This window comes from Nocardioides sp., assembly GCF_036401255.1.
Taxonomy (GTDB): Bacteria; Actinomycetota; Actinomycetes; order Propionibacteriales; family Nocardioidaceae; genus Nocardioides.
The window spans coordinates 1-15,315 of record NZ_DASWVI010000374.1; the positions used below are offsets into that span (position 1 = coordinate 1).

At 71.3% G+C, this 15,315-nt stretch carries 20 protein-coding genes; 7 read left to right on the forward strand and 13 right to left on the reverse strand.

From position 1 onward, the window contains the following. The coding region (locus VGD85_RS17340) for an MFS transporter (RefSeq protein WP_331064682.1) at window positions 1-707 on the reverse strand (707 nt) is incomplete at its 3' end. Next, complete coding sequence (locus tag VGD85_RS17345) at window positions 704-1,723, reverse strand: MerR family transcriptional regulator (RefSeq protein ID WP_331064683.1); 1,020 nt, start codon at window positions 1,721-1,723, stop codon at window positions 704-706. The genes VGD85_RS17345 and VGD85_RS17340, both read right to left, overlap by 4 nt. A 121-nt stretch (window positions 1,724-1,844) precedes the next feature. On the opposite strand from VGD85_RS17345, the gene VGD85_RS17350 reads away from it, so the two are divergent. Then, window positions 1,845-2,234 carry an NUDIX domain-containing protein gene (locus VGD85_RS17350; RefSeq protein ID WP_331064684.1) on the forward strand — a complete coding sequence of 130 codons (390 nt, stop codon included), beginning with the start codon at window positions 1,845-1,847 and terminating at the stop codon, window positions 2,232-2,234. 32 nt (window positions 2,235-2,266) lie between these two features. Here VGD85_RS17350 and VGD85_RS17355 read toward each other — a convergent pair whose 3' ends face one another. Further along, window positions 2,267-2,728, reverse strand: a complete 462-nt coding sequence (locus VGD85_RS17355) for a GNAT family N-acetyltransferase (protein WP_331064685.1) — start codon at window positions 2,726-2,728, stop codon at window positions 2,267-2,269. Window positions 2,729-2,786: 58 nt separating this feature from the next. On the opposite strand from VGD85_RS17355, the gene VGD85_RS17360 reads away from it, so the two are divergent. Together VGD85_RS17360 and VGD85_RS17365 are read left to right on the forward strand one after the other, a co-directional pair. After that, the gene (locus VGD85_RS17360) at window positions 2,787-3,083 is read left to right on the forward strand and encodes a class I SAM-dependent methyltransferase (RefSeq protein ID WP_331064686.1); all 297 of its coding nucleotides are present in this window, start codon (window positions 2,787-2,789) and stop codon (window positions 3,081-3,083) included. After that, window positions 3,038-3,223, forward strand: a complete 186-nt coding sequence (locus VGD85_RS17365) for a GrpB family protein (RefSeq protein ID WP_331064687.1) — start codon at window positions 3,038-3,040, stop codon at window positions 3,221-3,223. The genes VGD85_RS17360 and VGD85_RS17365 overlap by 46 nt, the downstream gene beginning before the upstream one ends. A gap of 43 nt (window positions 3,224-3,266) precedes the next feature. Here the strand turns inward: VGD85_RS17365 and VGD85_RS17370 are convergent, their stop codons facing one another. The 4 genes from VGD85_RS17370 to VGD85_RS17385 form a co-directional block, all read right to left on the reverse strand. After that, entirely contained in the window at window positions 3,267-4,241 is a 975-nt protein-coding gene (locus VGD85_RS17370; protein WP_331064688.1) for a serine hydrolase domain-containing protein, read from the reverse strand. Window positions 4,242-4,407: 166 nt separating this feature from the next. Further along, window positions 4,408-4,788: a VOC family protein gene (locus VGD85_RS17375; protein WP_331064689.1), complete on the reverse strand. Its 381-nt coding sequence runs from the start codon at window positions 4,786-4,788 to the stop codon at window positions 4,408-4,410. Further along, window positions 4,788-5,312, reverse strand: coding sequence for an SRPBCC domain-containing protein (locus VGD85_RS17380; protein WP_331064690.1), 525 nt, complete (start codon window positions 5,310-5,312; stop codon window positions 4,788-4,790). The genes VGD85_RS17375 and VGD85_RS17380 overlap by 1 nt, the downstream gene beginning before the upstream one ends. After that, window positions 5,309-5,626, reverse strand: a complete 318-nt coding sequence (locus VGD85_RS17385; RefSeq protein ID WP_331064691.1) for a metalloregulator ArsR/SmtB family transcription factor — start codon at window positions 5,624-5,626, stop codon at window positions 5,309-5,311. The genes VGD85_RS17380 and VGD85_RS17385 overlap by 4 nt, the downstream gene beginning before the upstream one ends. 82 nt (window positions 5,627-5,708) lie before the next feature. On the opposite strand from VGD85_RS17385, the gene VGD85_RS17390 reads away from it, so the two are divergent. After that, a complete protein-coding gene (locus VGD85_RS17390; RefSeq protein ID WP_331064692.1) occupies window positions 5,709-6,113 on the forward strand; it encodes an MmcQ/YjbR family DNA-binding protein in 405 nt (134 codons plus the stop codon). A 58-nt stretch (window positions 6,114-6,171) separates the two neighbouring features. Here the strand turns inward: VGD85_RS17390 and VGD85_RS17395 are convergent, their stop codons facing one another. From VGD85_RS17395 to VGD85_RS17405, 3 genes are read right to left on the reverse strand one after another with little or no spacing between them, the layout of a single operon-like run. After that, complete coding sequence (locus VGD85_RS17395) at window positions 6,172-8,526, reverse strand: excinuclease ABC subunit UvrA (RefSeq protein WP_331064693.1); 2,355 nt, start codon at window positions 8,524-8,526, stop codon at window positions 6,172-6,174. A gap of 3 nt (window positions 8,527-8,529) precedes the next feature. Further along, a complete protein-coding gene (locus VGD85_RS17400; protein WP_331064694.1) occupies window positions 8,530-8,940 on the reverse strand; it encodes a VOC family protein in 411 nt (136 codons plus the stop codon). Between the two features lie 5 nt (window positions 8,941-8,945). Continuing rightward, entirely contained in the window at window positions 8,946-9,395 is a 450-nt protein-coding gene (locus tag VGD85_RS17405) for a helix-turn-helix transcriptional regulator (protein ID WP_331064695.1), read from the reverse strand. Between the two features lie 134 nt (window positions 9,396-9,529). Here VGD85_RS17405 and VGD85_RS17410 point away from each other — a divergent pair, with 134 nt between their 5' ends. Next, window positions 9,530-9,658 carry a hypothetical protein gene (locus VGD85_RS17410; protein ID WP_331064696.1) on the forward strand — a complete coding sequence of 43 codons (129 nt, stop codon included), beginning with the start codon at window positions 9,530-9,532 and terminating at the stop codon, window positions 9,656-9,658. Between the two features lie 4 nt (window positions 9,659-9,662). On the opposite strand, the gene VGD85_RS17415 is transcribed toward VGD85_RS17410, so the two are convergent. After that, window positions 9,663-10,409: a DinB family protein gene (locus VGD85_RS17415; RefSeq protein ID WP_331064697.1), complete on the reverse strand. Its 747-nt coding sequence runs from the start codon at window positions 10,407-10,409 to the stop codon at window positions 9,663-9,665. Between the two features lie 34 nt (window positions 10,410-10,443). Further along, a complete protein-coding gene (locus VGD85_RS17420) occupies window positions 10,444-12,141 on the reverse strand; it encodes an alkaline phosphatase D family protein (RefSeq protein ID WP_331064698.1) in 1,698 nt (565 codons plus the stop codon). A 27-nt stretch (window positions 12,142-12,168) separates the two neighbouring features. On the opposite strand from VGD85_RS17420, the gene VGD85_RS17425 reads away from it, so the two are divergent. Next, window positions 12,169-12,594 (forward strand): hypothetical protein, encoded by a 426-nt coding sequence (locus VGD85_RS17425; RefSeq protein ID WP_331064699.1) that lies wholly within the window; start codon window positions 12,169-12,171, stop codon window positions 12,592-12,594. A gap of 38 nt (window positions 12,595-12,632) precedes the next feature. Here VGD85_RS17425 and VGD85_RS17430 read toward each other — a convergent pair whose 3' ends face one another. Then, window positions 12,633-13,649, reverse strand: coding sequence for a zinc-dependent alcohol dehydrogenase family protein (locus VGD85_RS17430; protein WP_331064700.1), 1,017 nt, complete (start codon window positions 13,647-13,649; stop codon window positions 12,633-12,635). A 92-nt stretch (window positions 13,650-13,741) separates the two neighbouring features. Between VGD85_RS17430 and VGD85_RS17435 the strand changes: the two genes are divergently transcribed. Next, window positions 13,742-15,268 carry a UDP-N-acetylglucosamine 1-carboxyvinyltransferase gene (locus tag VGD85_RS17435; protein WP_331064701.1) on the forward strand — a complete coding sequence of 509 codons (1,527 nt, stop codon included), beginning with the start codon at window positions 13,742-13,744 and terminating at the stop codon, window positions 15,266-15,268. Window positions 15,269-15,315 lie beyond the last annotated feature (47 nt).

The following is a 15,315-nucleotide window of genomic DNA, read 5'->3' on the forward strand; positions in this document are numbered from 1 at the left end:
CACAGCTCCACCAGGGGAAGGATCGTGACGGCCAGCCCGCACACCGCGAGGATCGTGGCGGGGACGCCGGGCGTCGCCCGGGCCGCCCGCAGACCCTGACCCAGCTCGGATCTCCAGGCCGGCGTCGAGGCCGGCCGGTCCGGCGCGAGCGGCGGTCGGACCAGGAGGAGGACGACGCCGACGAGCGCGAAGCTCAACGCGTCGAGGGCCGAGGTGAGCGTCAGGCCGGCAGCCGCCAGCAGCGCCCCCGCGACGACCGGACCGGTGACGCTCGCGAGCTGGAGCAGGAGGGTCACACCCGCCATCAGCCGGGTCAGCTCCTGGTCGCGGGCGAACAGGCGGGGGAAGACCCCCGCACCCGGGCGGCGCAGCGCGGCCGCCGTACCGCTCAGGAAGGAGACGACCGTCAACGCCCAGACCGGCACCGCCCACAGGGAGCCGATCGCGAACGCCGCCATCACCACGGCCATGACGAGGTCGCAGGCGAACATGACCGTGCGCACGCCCCAGCGGTCGGCCACGAGCCCGCCGGCGAGGATCAGGACGACGAGCGGGACGGACCCGACCGTCAGGACGAGGCTGGCGGCGCCGGGACCGTGGCTCGCGGCGACCCAGACCAGGGCGAAGAATGTGACCGCGTCGCCGAGCGCCGACAGCGCGGCGCTCGCCGCCCAGGCTCGGAAGCCGCGGTTCGCGGCAGGCTTCACAGCTCGGTGCGGGCGATGGGCATCAGCAGCGCGAGGTATCCGGGTTGGTACGGCGAGGCGACCCGCACCGGGGAGGTCTCGGCGCCGATCCGCAGCACGATCTCGGGACCCAGCGCCGACTCGATCGCCCGCCGGGCGAGAGCGGAGCCGAGCCGCAGCGAGGCATCGGGCCCGTCGACGACACCGGCGACCTCGCGGTCAGCGATGCGGATCCCGTCGGGCGTGACGTCCAGGTCGACCTCGGCGCGGCCGGTGGTCGCGATCGCGTCCAGGAGCTCGGTGCGCGGCAGGACCACGCGGGTGGTCGTTGGCGGGAGCCCGGCGAGCAGCATCCGGTGGGCCGGGTAGGCGACGTCGCGCACGGGGCAGCGCTGGCCCGCGACCTCGATGCGGTCGATCCGGAGATCCAGGGTCGCGCGGTCGTGGTGGGCGAGCAGGTCGCAGAGACCCGCGGCGTCCGGCAGGGAGACGACGACGCGGACGTCGTCGGCGGGGGAACAGGCCAGGGTCCGCACGGCCATCCAGTAGCGGTTGGTGGCGACGACGTCGAGGGCCCCGGCGTACACGTCGAGCAGCACGCCCGACAGCGGTGAGACCGGGTCGACATCGGCGGCGGCGCGCACCTGCCGGACGGCAGCAGCCAGCTCGGGACCGTCGACGGTGAGCGTGGTCGCCGGACGCTCGCGCACCTCCTCGGCGAGGAGCTCCTCCAGCACCGCGGCGCGGCGCGCGGCGAGCGCCTCCTGCTGGGCGAGCACCTCGCGGAGCACGCGGCGCCGGTCCTCAGGGGTCCCGTCGAGCGCGGCCCGCATCACCTCGATCGACACACCGGCATCGCGCATCTGCGCCACGAGCTGCGCCCGCCGGGCCAGGTCCGGGGTGTAGTACCGGTAGCCCGTCGTCTCGTCGACCTCGGCGGGGTGGAGCAGGCCGCACTCGTCGTAGTAGCGCAGCGCGCTGGGCGCCAGTCCGACGGCGCGCGCGAAGGCGCCGATGGTGAGCAGTGGTTGGTCCATGCGCGGCAGCCTGGGGTCTCGAGCGGCTCGAAGGTCAAGCGCCTGGTGCGCTGTCGGTGACCAGTGTCCCAGGAGGGGCTCGCAGGGGCGCCTGTCCGGACGGCCTGCCAGGATGGCCGCCATGCAGCCGATCGTCGTCGCCGCGGTCGCGTTCACGCGTGCCGGGTCGGTCCTCACCGTGCGCAAGCGCGGCACCGGGATGTTCATGCTCCCGGGCGGCAAGCTCGAGCCGGGGGAGTCGCCGGCTCAGGCGGCTCGTCGCGAGGTCGCCGAGGAGGTCGGGCTGGCGGTGAGCGACCTGGAGCTGCTGGGCGAGTTCACGGCACAGGCCGCCAACGAACCGGACCGGACCGTCGCCTCGACGGTGTTCCGGGCGACGCTCGTCGGCGAGCCGGAGGCCACCGGCGAGATCGCCGAGCTGCGCTGGTCGTCGATAGAGGCGACCGACGCGGACCTCGCGCCGTTGCTGCGCGACCACGTCCTCCCGGCGCTGCGTTCTCCGGCTCACTGACGCTTCTGCGGCTCGGCGAGAGCTGGCATCTGCTACAGGTCGGCCGCGAAGACGAGCGCTGGACCGCCGTTCTTGTGCGTGGTGCGTTCCAGCTCGAGACCGATGTTCCTGGCGACGCGCTGCGAGGCGATGTTGTCCGGCCGGATGATCGCGATCAGGTGCGCGATCCCCGCGGCTTCTGCCGCGGTCCGGACCGCAGCGGCCGCCTCGGAGGCGTGTCCCTGGCGTCGGAGGTGCGACCTGACGTGCCACCCCGCCTCGACGAACCACTCACCCTCCACCTCCTGCATGGTCAGGCCGCAGTCGCCCACGAAGGTGCCGGCGTGCGTCTCGATCACCCAGAGCCCGAAGCCGTACCGCTCGTAGTTGCGTACGTTCCAGTCGATCCAGCCGGCGGGACCACGGGAGCCACCGAGGTCGAGCGTCGCGATGTCGGGCAGGTCCGCCTCGGCCATCTCGCGGAACCGGAGTCTTGCCGTCGGGGCGGGGAGCATCGACACACCCTAGGACGATGCGCGTCGGGATCTCCTGGGCGACGTCGCCGGGCTCTCGGTGCTCGATCTCGGGTGCGGCAACGGAGCCAAGCTCGCTGAGCTGGCGGGGCGCGGTGCCAGCGGCGTGGGTGTCGATGTCAGCGGCAACTTCGTCGAGTCGGCGCCGAGCGGCGTGGAGCTCGTCCGTGGCGACCTGAACGAGCTGGACTCGATGCCTGAACTCCCCGGGCGCACCTTCGACCGGATCCTGTTCCTGCAGTCCTTCGAGCCGGGACGCTCAACGTCCGTAATCATCTCGCCGTACGCGACGTGCTGCGCTCGCGAGCCGATCTCCGCGACGAGTACGCCGCCGTGAAGCTCGCCCTCGCCGCAGTCCCTGGTATGGACATCGACACCTACATCGCCGGGAAGTCTGCGGTGCTGCAGAAGATCCTCGCGGTGTCGGACCTGACGGTGGAGGAGCGTCGCCAGGTGCTGGAGCTGAACGACCCGTAGGCTCCGCCTGCCCAGCGGGACGGGGGCGCGACCTCGCGGTGGATCACGCGGCGAAGCCGTCGATCGCATCGGTGAGGTCGTCACCGGTCAGCGGGATCTGGAGATCGCTGACGGCTCGAGCGAGTGTCGGCAGGGCGTTCGAGGTGGCGGCCAGGCCGGTGGCGACGAGACCGTGGTCGGGAAGCAGCATGAGAACGGTCCGGTAGCCCGGGAGCCTTCCGTTGAGGTACATCTGTCCGGAGGCTCCGATGGCCCAGCCGAGCCCGTACCGCATCGGGTCGTCACGTCGTGTTCGCACGTCCCGGATAGCCGCGAGCAGGTCCGGGTCGTCGAGGATCCGGCGGCCGAAGTGGAGCAGGTCGGGAGCCGTCGAGCACAGTCCGCCGCTGGGTCGGCGCCCGCGTGGGTAGGCCGAAGGCGGGACGGGGGAGCCCCCGTCGATGCCGACGGCGAGGTCGCTCGGTGGCACGAAGGTGGTGTCGCTGAGCCCCCACGGCCGCAGGACCAGCTCGCCGAGGGCTTCCTCGTAGGTCGTGGACAAGAGGGTTGCGGCGACAGATCCGGCCAGGAAGTAGTTGCCGTTGTAGTACTCCCAGACCTCGCCCGGCGGGCGAGTGCTGCCGGCCCGGACGACCAGCCGAGCGGCCTCCAGGAGGCTGTGGTCGTCGTCACCGAGAGCGGCGACATCGGAGGCGGTGACCGTGGATGCCAGGCCGGACGTCTGAGCGAGCGTCTGGGCGATCGTCAGACTGCGGCTGGCCGCCCAGTCGCGCCGGAGCTGGGGGAGCACCTCGACCACGGGCGTCTCGAGCGAGGTCCCGGTGCGCAGGCACGCGAGCACGACCGTGGCCGCGGTGAACGGCTTGGTGAGCGAGGCGATGCGGAAGGCGGTGCGGCTCTCACACGTCCCGAGAGCCACGACCCGGCTCTTGTGATCGGCGGTGCTCGCCGCGACGACCGCACAGTCGGTCGCGCGGCGCAGCGGCTCCAGGTCCTGCGTGCTGAGGAGATCGGGCATGGCGCGATCCTCTCAGTGACGGATGGAGCGAACGCGCGGTGGCGCGGGGGGACCGAGGCGCTGCGTCGATGATCTCGGGAAGGTTCGAGTCGTCGACCTGACATAATGTCAGTTATCGGCGAACTGTTCACGCCTGGCCCGGGATTGGAAACTGCGCGGGCCGGTGTCAGCTGCCCACCTGCGGCAGGTCCCACATCGAGAGGCAGAACGGGTGCCCCGCGGGGTCGGCGTACACGATGCAGTGGTCGGCGTTGGGCTGGTGCTCGAAGCGGGTGGCGCCAGCCGCCAGCACCCGTGCCCCGGTCGTCTCCAGGTCATCGGCGAAGAACTCGAGGTGCAACTGCATCCCCACCTCGCCCTCCGGCCAGGTGGGCGGCCGGTGTTCGGCGACCTGCTGGAACCCGATGTCGCCGTTCGGCCCGGTCACGAGCGCCCAGCGCTCGCTGCCGGTCGCGACCCCGCCGGTGATCTCGGCGTAGAACCGCGCGAGCGCGATCGCGTCGGGCGCATTGACCGTCGTCCCGCTGAGCCTGATCAGGTCCGACATCAGCCGATCTCCATCTGCTGGTAGGTGGGCGTGAGGACCTCCCAGCGCTCCTTCCAGCCGGGTGCTCCGGCGTCGGAGCCCCATCCCTGCGGATGGACCGGGCCGCCGATCTCGAGCGACCGACCGAGATCCTCGAGGTGGACCCGCCACCCGGAGGCGTGGAACGGAAGCGTCCGCACCGGCAGGCCGCGCTCCTCGACCACCAGCCGGGTCCGCGAGCCCTCCTCGGCCAGCCACGCCTCGATCTGACCCTCGTCGTCGGTGTCCGGCTCCGTCGTCAGCAGCAGGTGGTGCGGGGCGTCGCAGACCTCGATGCGCAGCGCGCCCGTCCAGGTGCTCGTGAAGACGGCCTGGACCGTGCCGCCGACCCGCAGGTCGCCGTCGACCCGGGCTAGCCAGCGCGCCAGCCGCTCGGGCGTCGTGCACGCCTGCCAGAGGTCGTCGATGTCGGTGTCGTAGAGGTCCTCGGCCCGGACGGCACCGCGGGTGTCGTCGAGCGCGCGCATCGTGGCGATCGTGGTCATCGTCGTGCCTTCTTTCCTCGTGCGATCTCGGTGTGGAGGGCGTCGAGCCGGTGCTCCCAGAGCCGGCGGTACTCCCCCAGCCACTCGTCGACCTCGACGAGCGCCTCCGGGCGGAGGGTGTAGATCCGGCGCTGCGCCTCCTGGCGCACGTCGACCAGGCCGGCCTCGCGCAGTACACGGAGGTGCCGGGACACGCCCGGACGGGCGATCGGGAGGGCCTCGGCCAGCTCCCCCGCACTCGCCGGGTGGTCGCGGAGGATCGCGAGAACCGTGCGCCGGCTCTCGTCGGCCAGCGCGTGCAACACGGCGTCCATGGCATGAATGTAACCGTTTGGGTACGTAACTGCAAGCGTACATTCGCCGGATCTGCGCCCTGGCCCGGTTAGCGTGGTGCGCGTGCCGCACCCCCCGACGTACGACGAGGGCCCGGCGCTGGAGCGGCTCCGCGAGATCGCGCTGGCGCTGCCGGACGCCGCGGAGAAGGAGTCGCACGGCAGCCTGGCGTTCTACACGGGCAAGGTGTTCGCGTACTACGGCGGCAGCGAGAAGGTCGCCGACGGCCATGCCCGGCACCGGTCGTCGGTGCTCGTCCTCGCTGATCCCGTCGAGCTGCCGGCACTGGTCGAGTCGCCGCGCTGTTACGTCCCGATGTACCTGGGCGTCTCCGGCTGGATCGGCCTCCACCTCGAGGGCGACCCCGACTGGGACGAGGTGGCCGAGCTCGTCGAGACGTCGTACCGCCTCACCGCCGGACCCCGCCGCGTGCAACGTCTGGATGCGCGTCGGATCGATGGTCCCTGACGAAGATGCTCTCCGGGCGGCGGCCGAGAGGACATTTCCGTCAGTGACTACACCGCTGTCATGCGCCCACGTACGCCGCGAGGTGCTGGCCGGTGAGCGTGGATCCGCTTGAGACCAGGTCCGCCGGCGTGCCCTCGAAGACCACCCGGCCGCCGTCGTGGCCGGCGCCGGGGCCGAGGTCGATGATCCAGTCGGCGTGCGCCATCACCGCCTGGTGGTGCTCGATGACGATCACCGACTTGCCGGAGTCGACGAGGCGGTCGAGCAGCGCGAGCAGGTGGTCGACATCCGCGAGGTGGAGGCCGCTGGTCGGCTCGTCGAGCACGTAGACCCCGCCCTTCTCCCCCATGCGCATCGCCAGCTTGAGCCGCTGTCGCTCGCCTCCGGAGAGGGTGGTGAGCGGCTGGCCGAGCGTGAGGTAGCCGAGGCCGACGTCCTCGAGACGCTCCAGGATCGAGGCGGCCGCCGGCGTCCGCGCCTCGCCGGAGGCGAAGAACGCGTGCGCCTCGGCGACCGGCATCTCGAGCACCTCCGCGATGTTCAGGCCGCCGAACCGCAGCTCGAGCACCGCCGCCTGGAACCGCCGGCCGCCGCAGTCCTCACACGGCGTCGCGACGGTCTCCATGAAGCCGAGCTCGGTGTAGATCATCCCGTTGCCCTTGCAGGTCGGGCAGGCCCCCTCGGAGTTCGCGGAGAACAGCGCGGGCTTGACGCCGTTGGCCTTCGCGAACGCCTTGCGGATCGGCTCGAGCAGACCGGTGTACGTCGCCGGGTTGGAGCGTCGGGACCCCTTGATCGCGGACTGGTCGACGTAGACGACGCCCTCCTCCGCGGGGATCGAGCCGTGGATCAGCGACGACTTGCCCGATCCCGCGACGCCGGTGACCACGCACAGCACGCCGAGCGGGACGTCGACGTCGACGTCGCGCAGGTTGTGCTCGGTGGCCCCGCGGATCGCCAGCTCACCGGACGGCGCGCGCACGCCGTCCTTGAGCTTCGCGCGGTGGCCCAGGTGCCGCCCGGTCAACGTGTCGGACGCCGTCAGGCCCGCGACCGTGCCCTCGAAGCAGACCGTCCCTCCCCCGGTGCCCGCCCCGGGACCGAGGTCGACGACGTGGTCGGCGATCGCGATCGTCTCCGGCTTGTGCTCGACGACGAGCACGGTGTTGCCCTTGTCGCGCAGGTCGAGGAGCAGCTTGTTCATCCGCTCGATGTCGTGGGGGTGCAACCCGACCGTCGGCTCGTCGAAGACGTACGTGACGTCGGTGAGCGCAGACCCGAGCGCCCGGACCATCTTGGTGCGCTGCGCCTCGCCACCGGACAGCGTGCCCGAGGGGCGGTCCAGGGACAGGTAGCCGAGGCCGATCTCGACGAAGGAGTCGAAGAGGTGCCGCAGGCCCTCCACCAACGGCGCCACGCCCGCGTCGTCGATGGCGCGCACCCAGGCCGCCGCATCCGTGACCTGCATGGCGCACACGTCGGCGATGCTGACGCCCTTGATCTTCGAGGACCGAGCCGACTCGTTGAGCCGCGTGCCGTCGCAGGCCGGGCAGGTCTTGAAGACCGCGGCGCGCTCGACGAATGCGCGGATGTGCGGCTGCAGCGAGTCGACGTCCTTGCTGAACATCGACTTGCGGATCTTCGGGATCAGCCCGTCGTAGCTGACGTTGATGCCCTTCGCCTTGATCTTCGTCGTCTGCTTGTAGAGCAGGTCGTGGCGTTCCTTCTCGGAGTACTCCTTGATCGGCTTCGCCGGGTCGACGAACCCGGACTCGATGAAGGTCGCCACCAGCCAGCCGTCCGCGGTGTAACCGGGCACCAGGATCGCGCCCTCGACCAGCGACTTCGACTCATCGATGATCACCGACAGGTCGATGTCGGAGACGGTCCCGCGCCCCTCGCACTCGGCGCACATGCCGCCGAGGTAGACGGCGTCCTGGACGATCTTGCGCTCGCCCTTGGGGCCGGTCATCACCCCGCTCGCTCGCGTGGTCGGGATGTTGAACGAGAACGCCGTCGGCCCGCCGATGTAGGGCTCTCCGAGACGACTGAACAGCGAGCGCAGCATCGCATTGGCGTCGGTGACCGTGCCGAGCGTCGAGCGCGGGTTGGCGCCGAGGCGCTCCTGGTCGACGAGGATCGCGGTGGTCAGGCCCTCGAGCGCGTCGACGTCCGGGCGGGGCAGACTGGGCATGAAGCCCTGCACGAACGTGGAGTACGTCTCGTCGATCAGCCGGCGCGACTCGGCGGCGATGGTGCCGAACACCAGAGAGCTCTTCCCCGACCCGGACACGCCGGTGAACACGGTCAGCCGCCGCTTGGGGATCTCGACGTCGACGTCCTTGAGGTTGTTGACCCGGGCTCCGTGGACGCGGATCAGGTCGTGGTTGTCGGCGATGGACGGCTGAACCACCGGTCAGTGCACCTCCTGGATCCGGACCATGTTGCCCGCGGGGTCGCGGAAGGCGCAGTCGCGTACGCCGTAGGGCTGCTGCATCGGCTCCTGGACGACCTCGGCGTCGGTGGCCTGGACCTGGTCGAAGGTGGCGTCGAGGTCCTTGGTGGCCAGCAGGATCCAGCCGTAGGTGCCCTTGGCCATCATCTCGCCGATCATCCGGCGCTCGTCCTCGGTGATGCCCGGGTCGGCGGTCGGGGGCGCGAGCAGGATGCAGGTGTCCGGCTGACCGGCCGGGCCGACCGTGATCCAACGCATGGTCCCCTCCCCCACGTCGCTGCGGACCTCGAAGCCCAAGACGTCGCGGTAGAACCTCAGCGAGGCCTCGGGGTCGACGTGCGGGAGAGCGGTGGTGTGAATGGTGATGTCCATGGCGCTCACGCTAGGGGCGATCCGGCCGGGGGCGCTTCTCGATTCCTGATCGGTCTGGTGACCTGCTTCGCCACGCACGACGGCAGACCCTCCGTCGCGCGGGCCGCCTCCCGGCGGTAGACGCTCGGCGGCATCCCGACCAGCTCGGCGAACCGGGTGCTGAACGTGCCGAGCGAGGAGCAGCCGACGGCGAAGCAGACCTCGGTGACGCTGAGGTCGCCCCGGCGCAGCAGCATCATCGCGCGCTCGATGCGACGCGTCATCAGGTAGCCGTACGGTGACTCGCCGTACGCGAGCTTGAACTGGCGGCTGAGGTGCCCGGCCGACATGTGCGCGCCGCGGGCGAGCGCCTCGACGTCCAGCGGCTGGGCGTACTCCCGGTCGATCCGGTCGCGGACCCGCCGCAGCCGGGCGAGGTCACCGAGGTCGGGCGCGCCCGTGGGTCGGCTCGTCACCTGCGCGATCGTGCCACATCGGCGCGAACCTGTTCAGTCCGCGCGCGACCTGCCGATGGACTCCGTATCCAGCGGCACCGACCAGCCTCCTGGACAGCAGATCGGGCCGCGGAAGCGATGTGGGAGGGAACATCATGTGGGACACCGTCGAGACGAGCAGCGAGCACCTGTCGCACGACCGGCCGTGCCCGTTGTGCGGACACGCGATCCACGTCTACCTGGCGTGCGACGGCTGCGACTGCCAGCCGCAGGCGGTGGCCTGAGCGCTCACCCGCCCCGCCGCTCGAGGACGTCGAGGTCCCGCTCGGCGTAGAGCCGGTGCAGCCACTCCTCGTTGACGACCGCACGCAGGCAGCGGCGTACGGGGTAGGCCTGCGGCGGCGGATAGCCGGGGGCGTCGACCGCGACCGTGTCCCCCGCGAGCCGTTCGTCGGTGAGGCCGGCGAGCACCTCGCGCACGGTGGCCACCCGGTCCGCCCGCACGGCCAGCACCTCGTCCAGGGTCGGCCGCGCCGCCGCGTCGTGGGGTACGCCGGGCACGTCACCCATCTCGGTGTGGGGCAGCGCGAGGGGGTGGTAGGGCTCGGGATCGCCCAGGACCGCCCGGCCCACCCAGGCGTCGGTGGCCATGACCAGATGGCGGAGGGTCTCGATGAACGACCACTCCCCGTCCACCCGCTCGTGCAACAGCTCCGGCGGCAGCCGCCGGGCCCGATCCACCGTCATCGCGCAGAGCTGCTCCAGGATCGCCCAGGCCTCCCGGAACCCCTCGGCGTCGGTCGGGCGCATCTTCGGGCGCTGGGGATGGCGGCGGTCGAGCTCGGCCTCGACGAGCGGCGCCACCTCCACGCCGTTGATCCGCAGCCCGTCGATGTCTCCGTCGACGTCGACGTCGGTCAGCAGCGCGCCGCGGATCACCGCCCGGCTCAGGTCGACGTTGTGGAACCGTGACCCGCTGAGGTCGACGTTCTCGAACCGGGAGCCCGCGAGGTCCTCGTCCAGGTGCTTCACCATGGGCACACCGTAGGACCGCCCACGGACAGAGGTCTCAGCCGACCGGATCCACGGTGGCGACCCGGCGCAGCACCGGGAGGTCCGGGCGCCCGGTGACCTCGCCGGCCACCCACCACATCCGGAGCCCGGCCGGGTCCAGCTGGAGGATCGCGAGGTTGTTGTCGTACCAGGGGCCCTGGGTGACGCCCCAGCGGACCGGCTCCAGCGGCACCCGGCCTGCCAGGGACAGCAACCGCCCCGCCCGCCCGGACGGGCGCTTCGACACCACCCGCATGAACCCGCGCATCACCGCGGGCAGCGGGTTGCGGATCGGCGAGCACACCGCCTGCACGATGCGGCTCGCGACGACGCCGCCACGCGGTTGCGCCTCGGCGACATAGCTGTGGTGGACGTCCCCGGAGAGGAACGTGATCGTCCGTGGTGCTCGGCCCCGGCGGCCGGCGGCGACGTCGAGCACGAGCCGGGCCACGTCGCGGAACCCCTGCTGGAACGCCGCCCAGTGCTCGAGGTCGGCGGCGGAGCGGGCGTTCTCCCCCAGCCACTTGCCGGGACGGCCCCACGCACCCTCCGCGATCGCCTCGCTGAACGACTCGATGTGGTGCAGCCCGGGCGAGAGCAGGAACGGCAGGGAGGTGCCGACCAGCAGGTGGTCGACGTCGCCGTGCAGCTGCGCGTCGAGCCACATCAGCTCACCGTCGTCGAGCATCGAGCGGCGCTCGGGCTCGAGCACCCTCGCGGCCCGGGAGTCGACGACCACGAGCCGGGCCTGGGTGTCGAAGTCGCGGGCGTAGCTCCACCGATAGGTCTCCGGGTGCTGGTCGGCGCGGTCGGCGAGCGCGTCGAGCGCGTCGGTGACGTCCAGCTCCTGCCGGCCGTCGGAGCCGCCGTCGTACGCCGCGATCCGCTTCCACAGCTCGTCGGCGCGTCGTTCGTCGGGACCGAGGTTGCCGAGGTGCTGGTAGATCCAGTACGACGCCAGGCCGCCCACGACGCGGTCGTGCCACCACGAGGTGGCCTCCATGGCCTGGCGCCAGGACCAGCTGGTGTTCCAGTCGTCGCGGATGTCGTGGTCGTCGAAGATCATCGCGCTCGGCAGCGTCGAGAGCAGCCACCGGTTGGCCGGATCGCGCCACGCCAGCGCGTAGAGGTGGGCGTACTCCTCGTAGTCCTTCAGCTCGTACCACGGCGGCTGGTCGGGATCGCGGCGCCGCTCGATGAACTCGCGCATCGCGTCGCTGGTCTCGTCGGCGTAGACCTGGTCGCCCAGGAACAGCACGAGGTCCGGCCAGCGCTCGTTGTCCTCCGGGGACTCGGCGGTGGTGATGCCCGCCATGAACAGGGCGTAGGCCCGCAGCGCGTCCACGCCGAAGTCGGCGACGCCCTGCTCGTCGTGGGGGACGCTGACCCGGCACGAGCCGAACGCCATCCGCAGCGGCTTGCCGGGCAGCAGCGTCGGGATCACCGAGGGCGGGAAGTCGGCGAACTCCGGATCCGTGGAGGGCCAGACCCGCTCGCCGTCGACGTCGACCTGATAGGGCGTCTTGGATCCGGGCTCGAGCCCGGTCAACTCGATGAGCGCATAGTGGTGCCCGTGCGCGCCGAAGGTCCGTGCCGACGCGTGCTCGTCGCCGGCGGTGACGGTCACGACGCCCGCGTGGGCCGTCTCGACCCACACGGTGGCGGACGTGGCATCGACGTAGCGCAGCAAGGGGCCGAGCACCAGATCGGACATGGGACCGAACCTAATACGCTGTCGCCCATGGCGACCCCTGTGCAGCGCACCTCTCACGTCCCGACCCACCCCGCGGCCACCGAGCCCGGCCTGGAGCCCACCGCGGCGGAGCCCGTTCCCGTCGTCGCGCCGCTGGGCTGGCTGCTGGCGCTCAGCGGCGGCGTCGGGCTGCTGCTGGCGACCTGGCTGGTCTACCCGACCGACTACGACGGCATGTGGGCCGGGTACGTCGGCAGCATCGTCGGGACGGTCGTGCTGCTGGCCGCGATGGTGCTGCGGACCTCGTTCCCGGCCCGGCCGGCGATCGGCGTGATCGGCCTCAGCGGCGTGCTCTTGGTCATGCTCGGGGTGTTCCGCGACAGCTCCCACGCGGTGCTCGTCACCGAGCTGGCGGCCGGCATCGTGCTGCTGCTCGCCACCGGCCTCCTGGCCGCGGGCTCGCAGCGCGACTGAGCCTCGAATCACCGCGCTGACCGCCCGTCGGCGCGGACTCACGGTTCGAGCAGCACCTTGATCGCCCGCCGCTCGTCCATGGCCCGGTAGCCCTCGGCGACGTCGTCGAGCGGCAGCGTCGAGTCGAAGACGAGGCCGGGCTCGATGCGCCCGGCGAGGACGTGGTCGAGCAGCTCGGGCAGGTAGCGGCGGGTCGGTGCCATCCCGCCGGCGAGGCCGACGTTGCGCTGGAACATCCGTCGGACCGGCAGCTCGACCCCGTGCGGCACGCCGACGAAGCCGACCGTGGAGCCCGGCCGGGCGATCGAGAACGCCGTCTTGATCGCGTCGTCGGTGCCCACGCACTCGAGCACGGCGTCGGCCCCCACTCCCCCGGTGAGCTCCATGACCGCCGCGGTACCCTCCTTGCCGCGCTCGGCCACCACGTGGGTCGCGCCGAAGCGCCGGGCCAGCTCCTGACGGGGCTCGTGGCGCGACATCGCCACGATGGTCTCGGCGCCCAGCACCGACGCGGCCAGCACGCCGCACAGCCCGACCGCGCCGTCACCGACCACCACCGCCGTACCCCCTTCGCGCACGCCCGCGGAGACCGCGGCGTGCCACCCGGTGGGCATCACGTCGGAGAGCGTGAGCAGCGACGGCACCAGGCCGGCGTCGGGCATGCCCTCGGTCTTCACCAGGCTGCCGTCGGCCTGGGTGACCCGGGCGTACTCGGCCTGACCGCTGGTGGTGAAGCCCAGGTTGACGCAGGCCGACTGGGCACCGGCCAGGCAGTGCGGGCAGGTGTTGTCGCAGTGGTCGAACGGGACGATGACGAAGTCGCCGGGTCGGACGTCGCGGACCTCGGCGCCGACCTCCTCCACGACCCCGACGCACTCGTGGCCGATGGTGTCGCCCGGGGTGATGTCGTTCTCGCCGCGGTAGGGCCACAGGTCCGAGCCGCAGATGCAGCCGGCGACGACGCGCACGATCGCGTCGGTCGGCGCGCTGATCGTCGGATCGGGGACCTCGGCGAGGCGGATGTCGCGGGTGCCGTGGATGGTGGTTGCACGCATGCAGGCATCCTGTCAGCCTGCCGGTGCGGGTCCGACGACACCCCGGGTGGCGGTTTGCGGTCTTATCTCATATGTGAGTTACCGTGGCTGGCATGAGCGAGGGATACAAGAACCGCATCGGGAACCTCATTCGTGATGCCCGCAAGCACCGTGGCCTGACCCAGCACCAGCTCGCGGACCTGCTCGGCACCAGCCAGAGCGCGATCAACCGGATCGAGAAGGGTCACCAGAACCTCTCCTTGGAGATGCTCGCGCGGATCGGCGCGGCGCTCGACTCCGAGATCGTGGCGCTCGGCGCCGGACCCACCCACCTGCGGGTGAGCGGCCCGACCACGCTGTCGGGCGAGATCGACGTCAAGACCTCCAAGAACGCCGGCGTCGCGCTGCTGTGCGCCACGCTGCTCAACCGGGGCCGGACGACGCTGCGCAAGGTCGCCCGGATCGAGGAGGTCAACCGGCTGCTCGAGGTGCTCACCAGCCTCGGCGTCCAGTGCCGCTGGCTCAACGACGACAACGACCTCGAGATCGTCCCGCCGCGCACGCTGGACCTCGACCACATCGACGCCGAGTCCGCGCGTCGGACGCGCTCGATCATCATGTTCCTCGGCCCGCTGCTGCACCGCGCCGACGTCTTCCAGCTGCCCTACGCCGGAGGCTGCGACCTCGGCACCCGCACCGTGGAGCCGCACATGGCGGCGCTGCGCCCCTTCGGCCTGGAGATCAAGGCCACCGAGGGTCACTACCACGCCGCGGTCAACCGCGCGGTCGAGCCCGGTCGCCCGATTGTGCTCACCGAGCGCGGCGACACCGTCACCGAGAACGCGCTGATGGCGGCCGCGCTGCACCCGGGCACGACCGTGATCCGCAACGCCTCGTCGAACTACATGGTCCAGGACCTGTGCTTCTACCTCGAGCGTCTCGGCGTGCGGATCGAGGGGATCGGCACCACCACGCTCTCGGTGACCGGCCTGACGGACATCGACGTGGACGTCGACTACGCGCCGAGCGAGGACCCGATCGAGGCGATGTCGCTGCTCGCGGCGGCGATCGTCACGAAGTCGTCGATCACGATCCGGCGGGTGCCGATCGAGTTCCTCGAGATCGAGCTCGCGCTGCTGGAGGAGATGGGCTTCCGCTACGACCGCTCCGAGGAGTACGTCGCGCTCAACGGCCACACCCGGCTGGTCGACATCACCACCCACCCCTCGGAGCTGCACGCTCCGCTGGACAAGATCCACCCGATGCCGTTCCCGGGCCTGAACATCGACAACCTGCCGTTCTTCGCGGTGATCGCGGCGGTCGCCCAGGGCCAGACGCTGCTGCACGACTGGGTCTACGAGAACCGGGCCATCTACCTCACCGACCTCAACAAGCTCGGCGCGAAGGTCAAGCTGCTCGACCCCCACCGGGTGATGATCGAGGGCCCGACGAGCTTCACCGGCACCGAGCTGGTCTGCCCGCCGGCGCTGCGGCCGGCCGTGGTGATCCTGCTGGCGATGCTCGCTTCCAAGGGCACGTCGGTGCTGCGCTCGACGTACGTCATCCACCGGGGCTACGAGGACCTCGCCGAGCGCCTCAACCACCTCGGCGCCACCATCGAGACGTTCCGGGACATCTAGCGGAGCGAAGCGGAGCTGGATGAGCGCCGATTCGGCGCCAGTTTCCC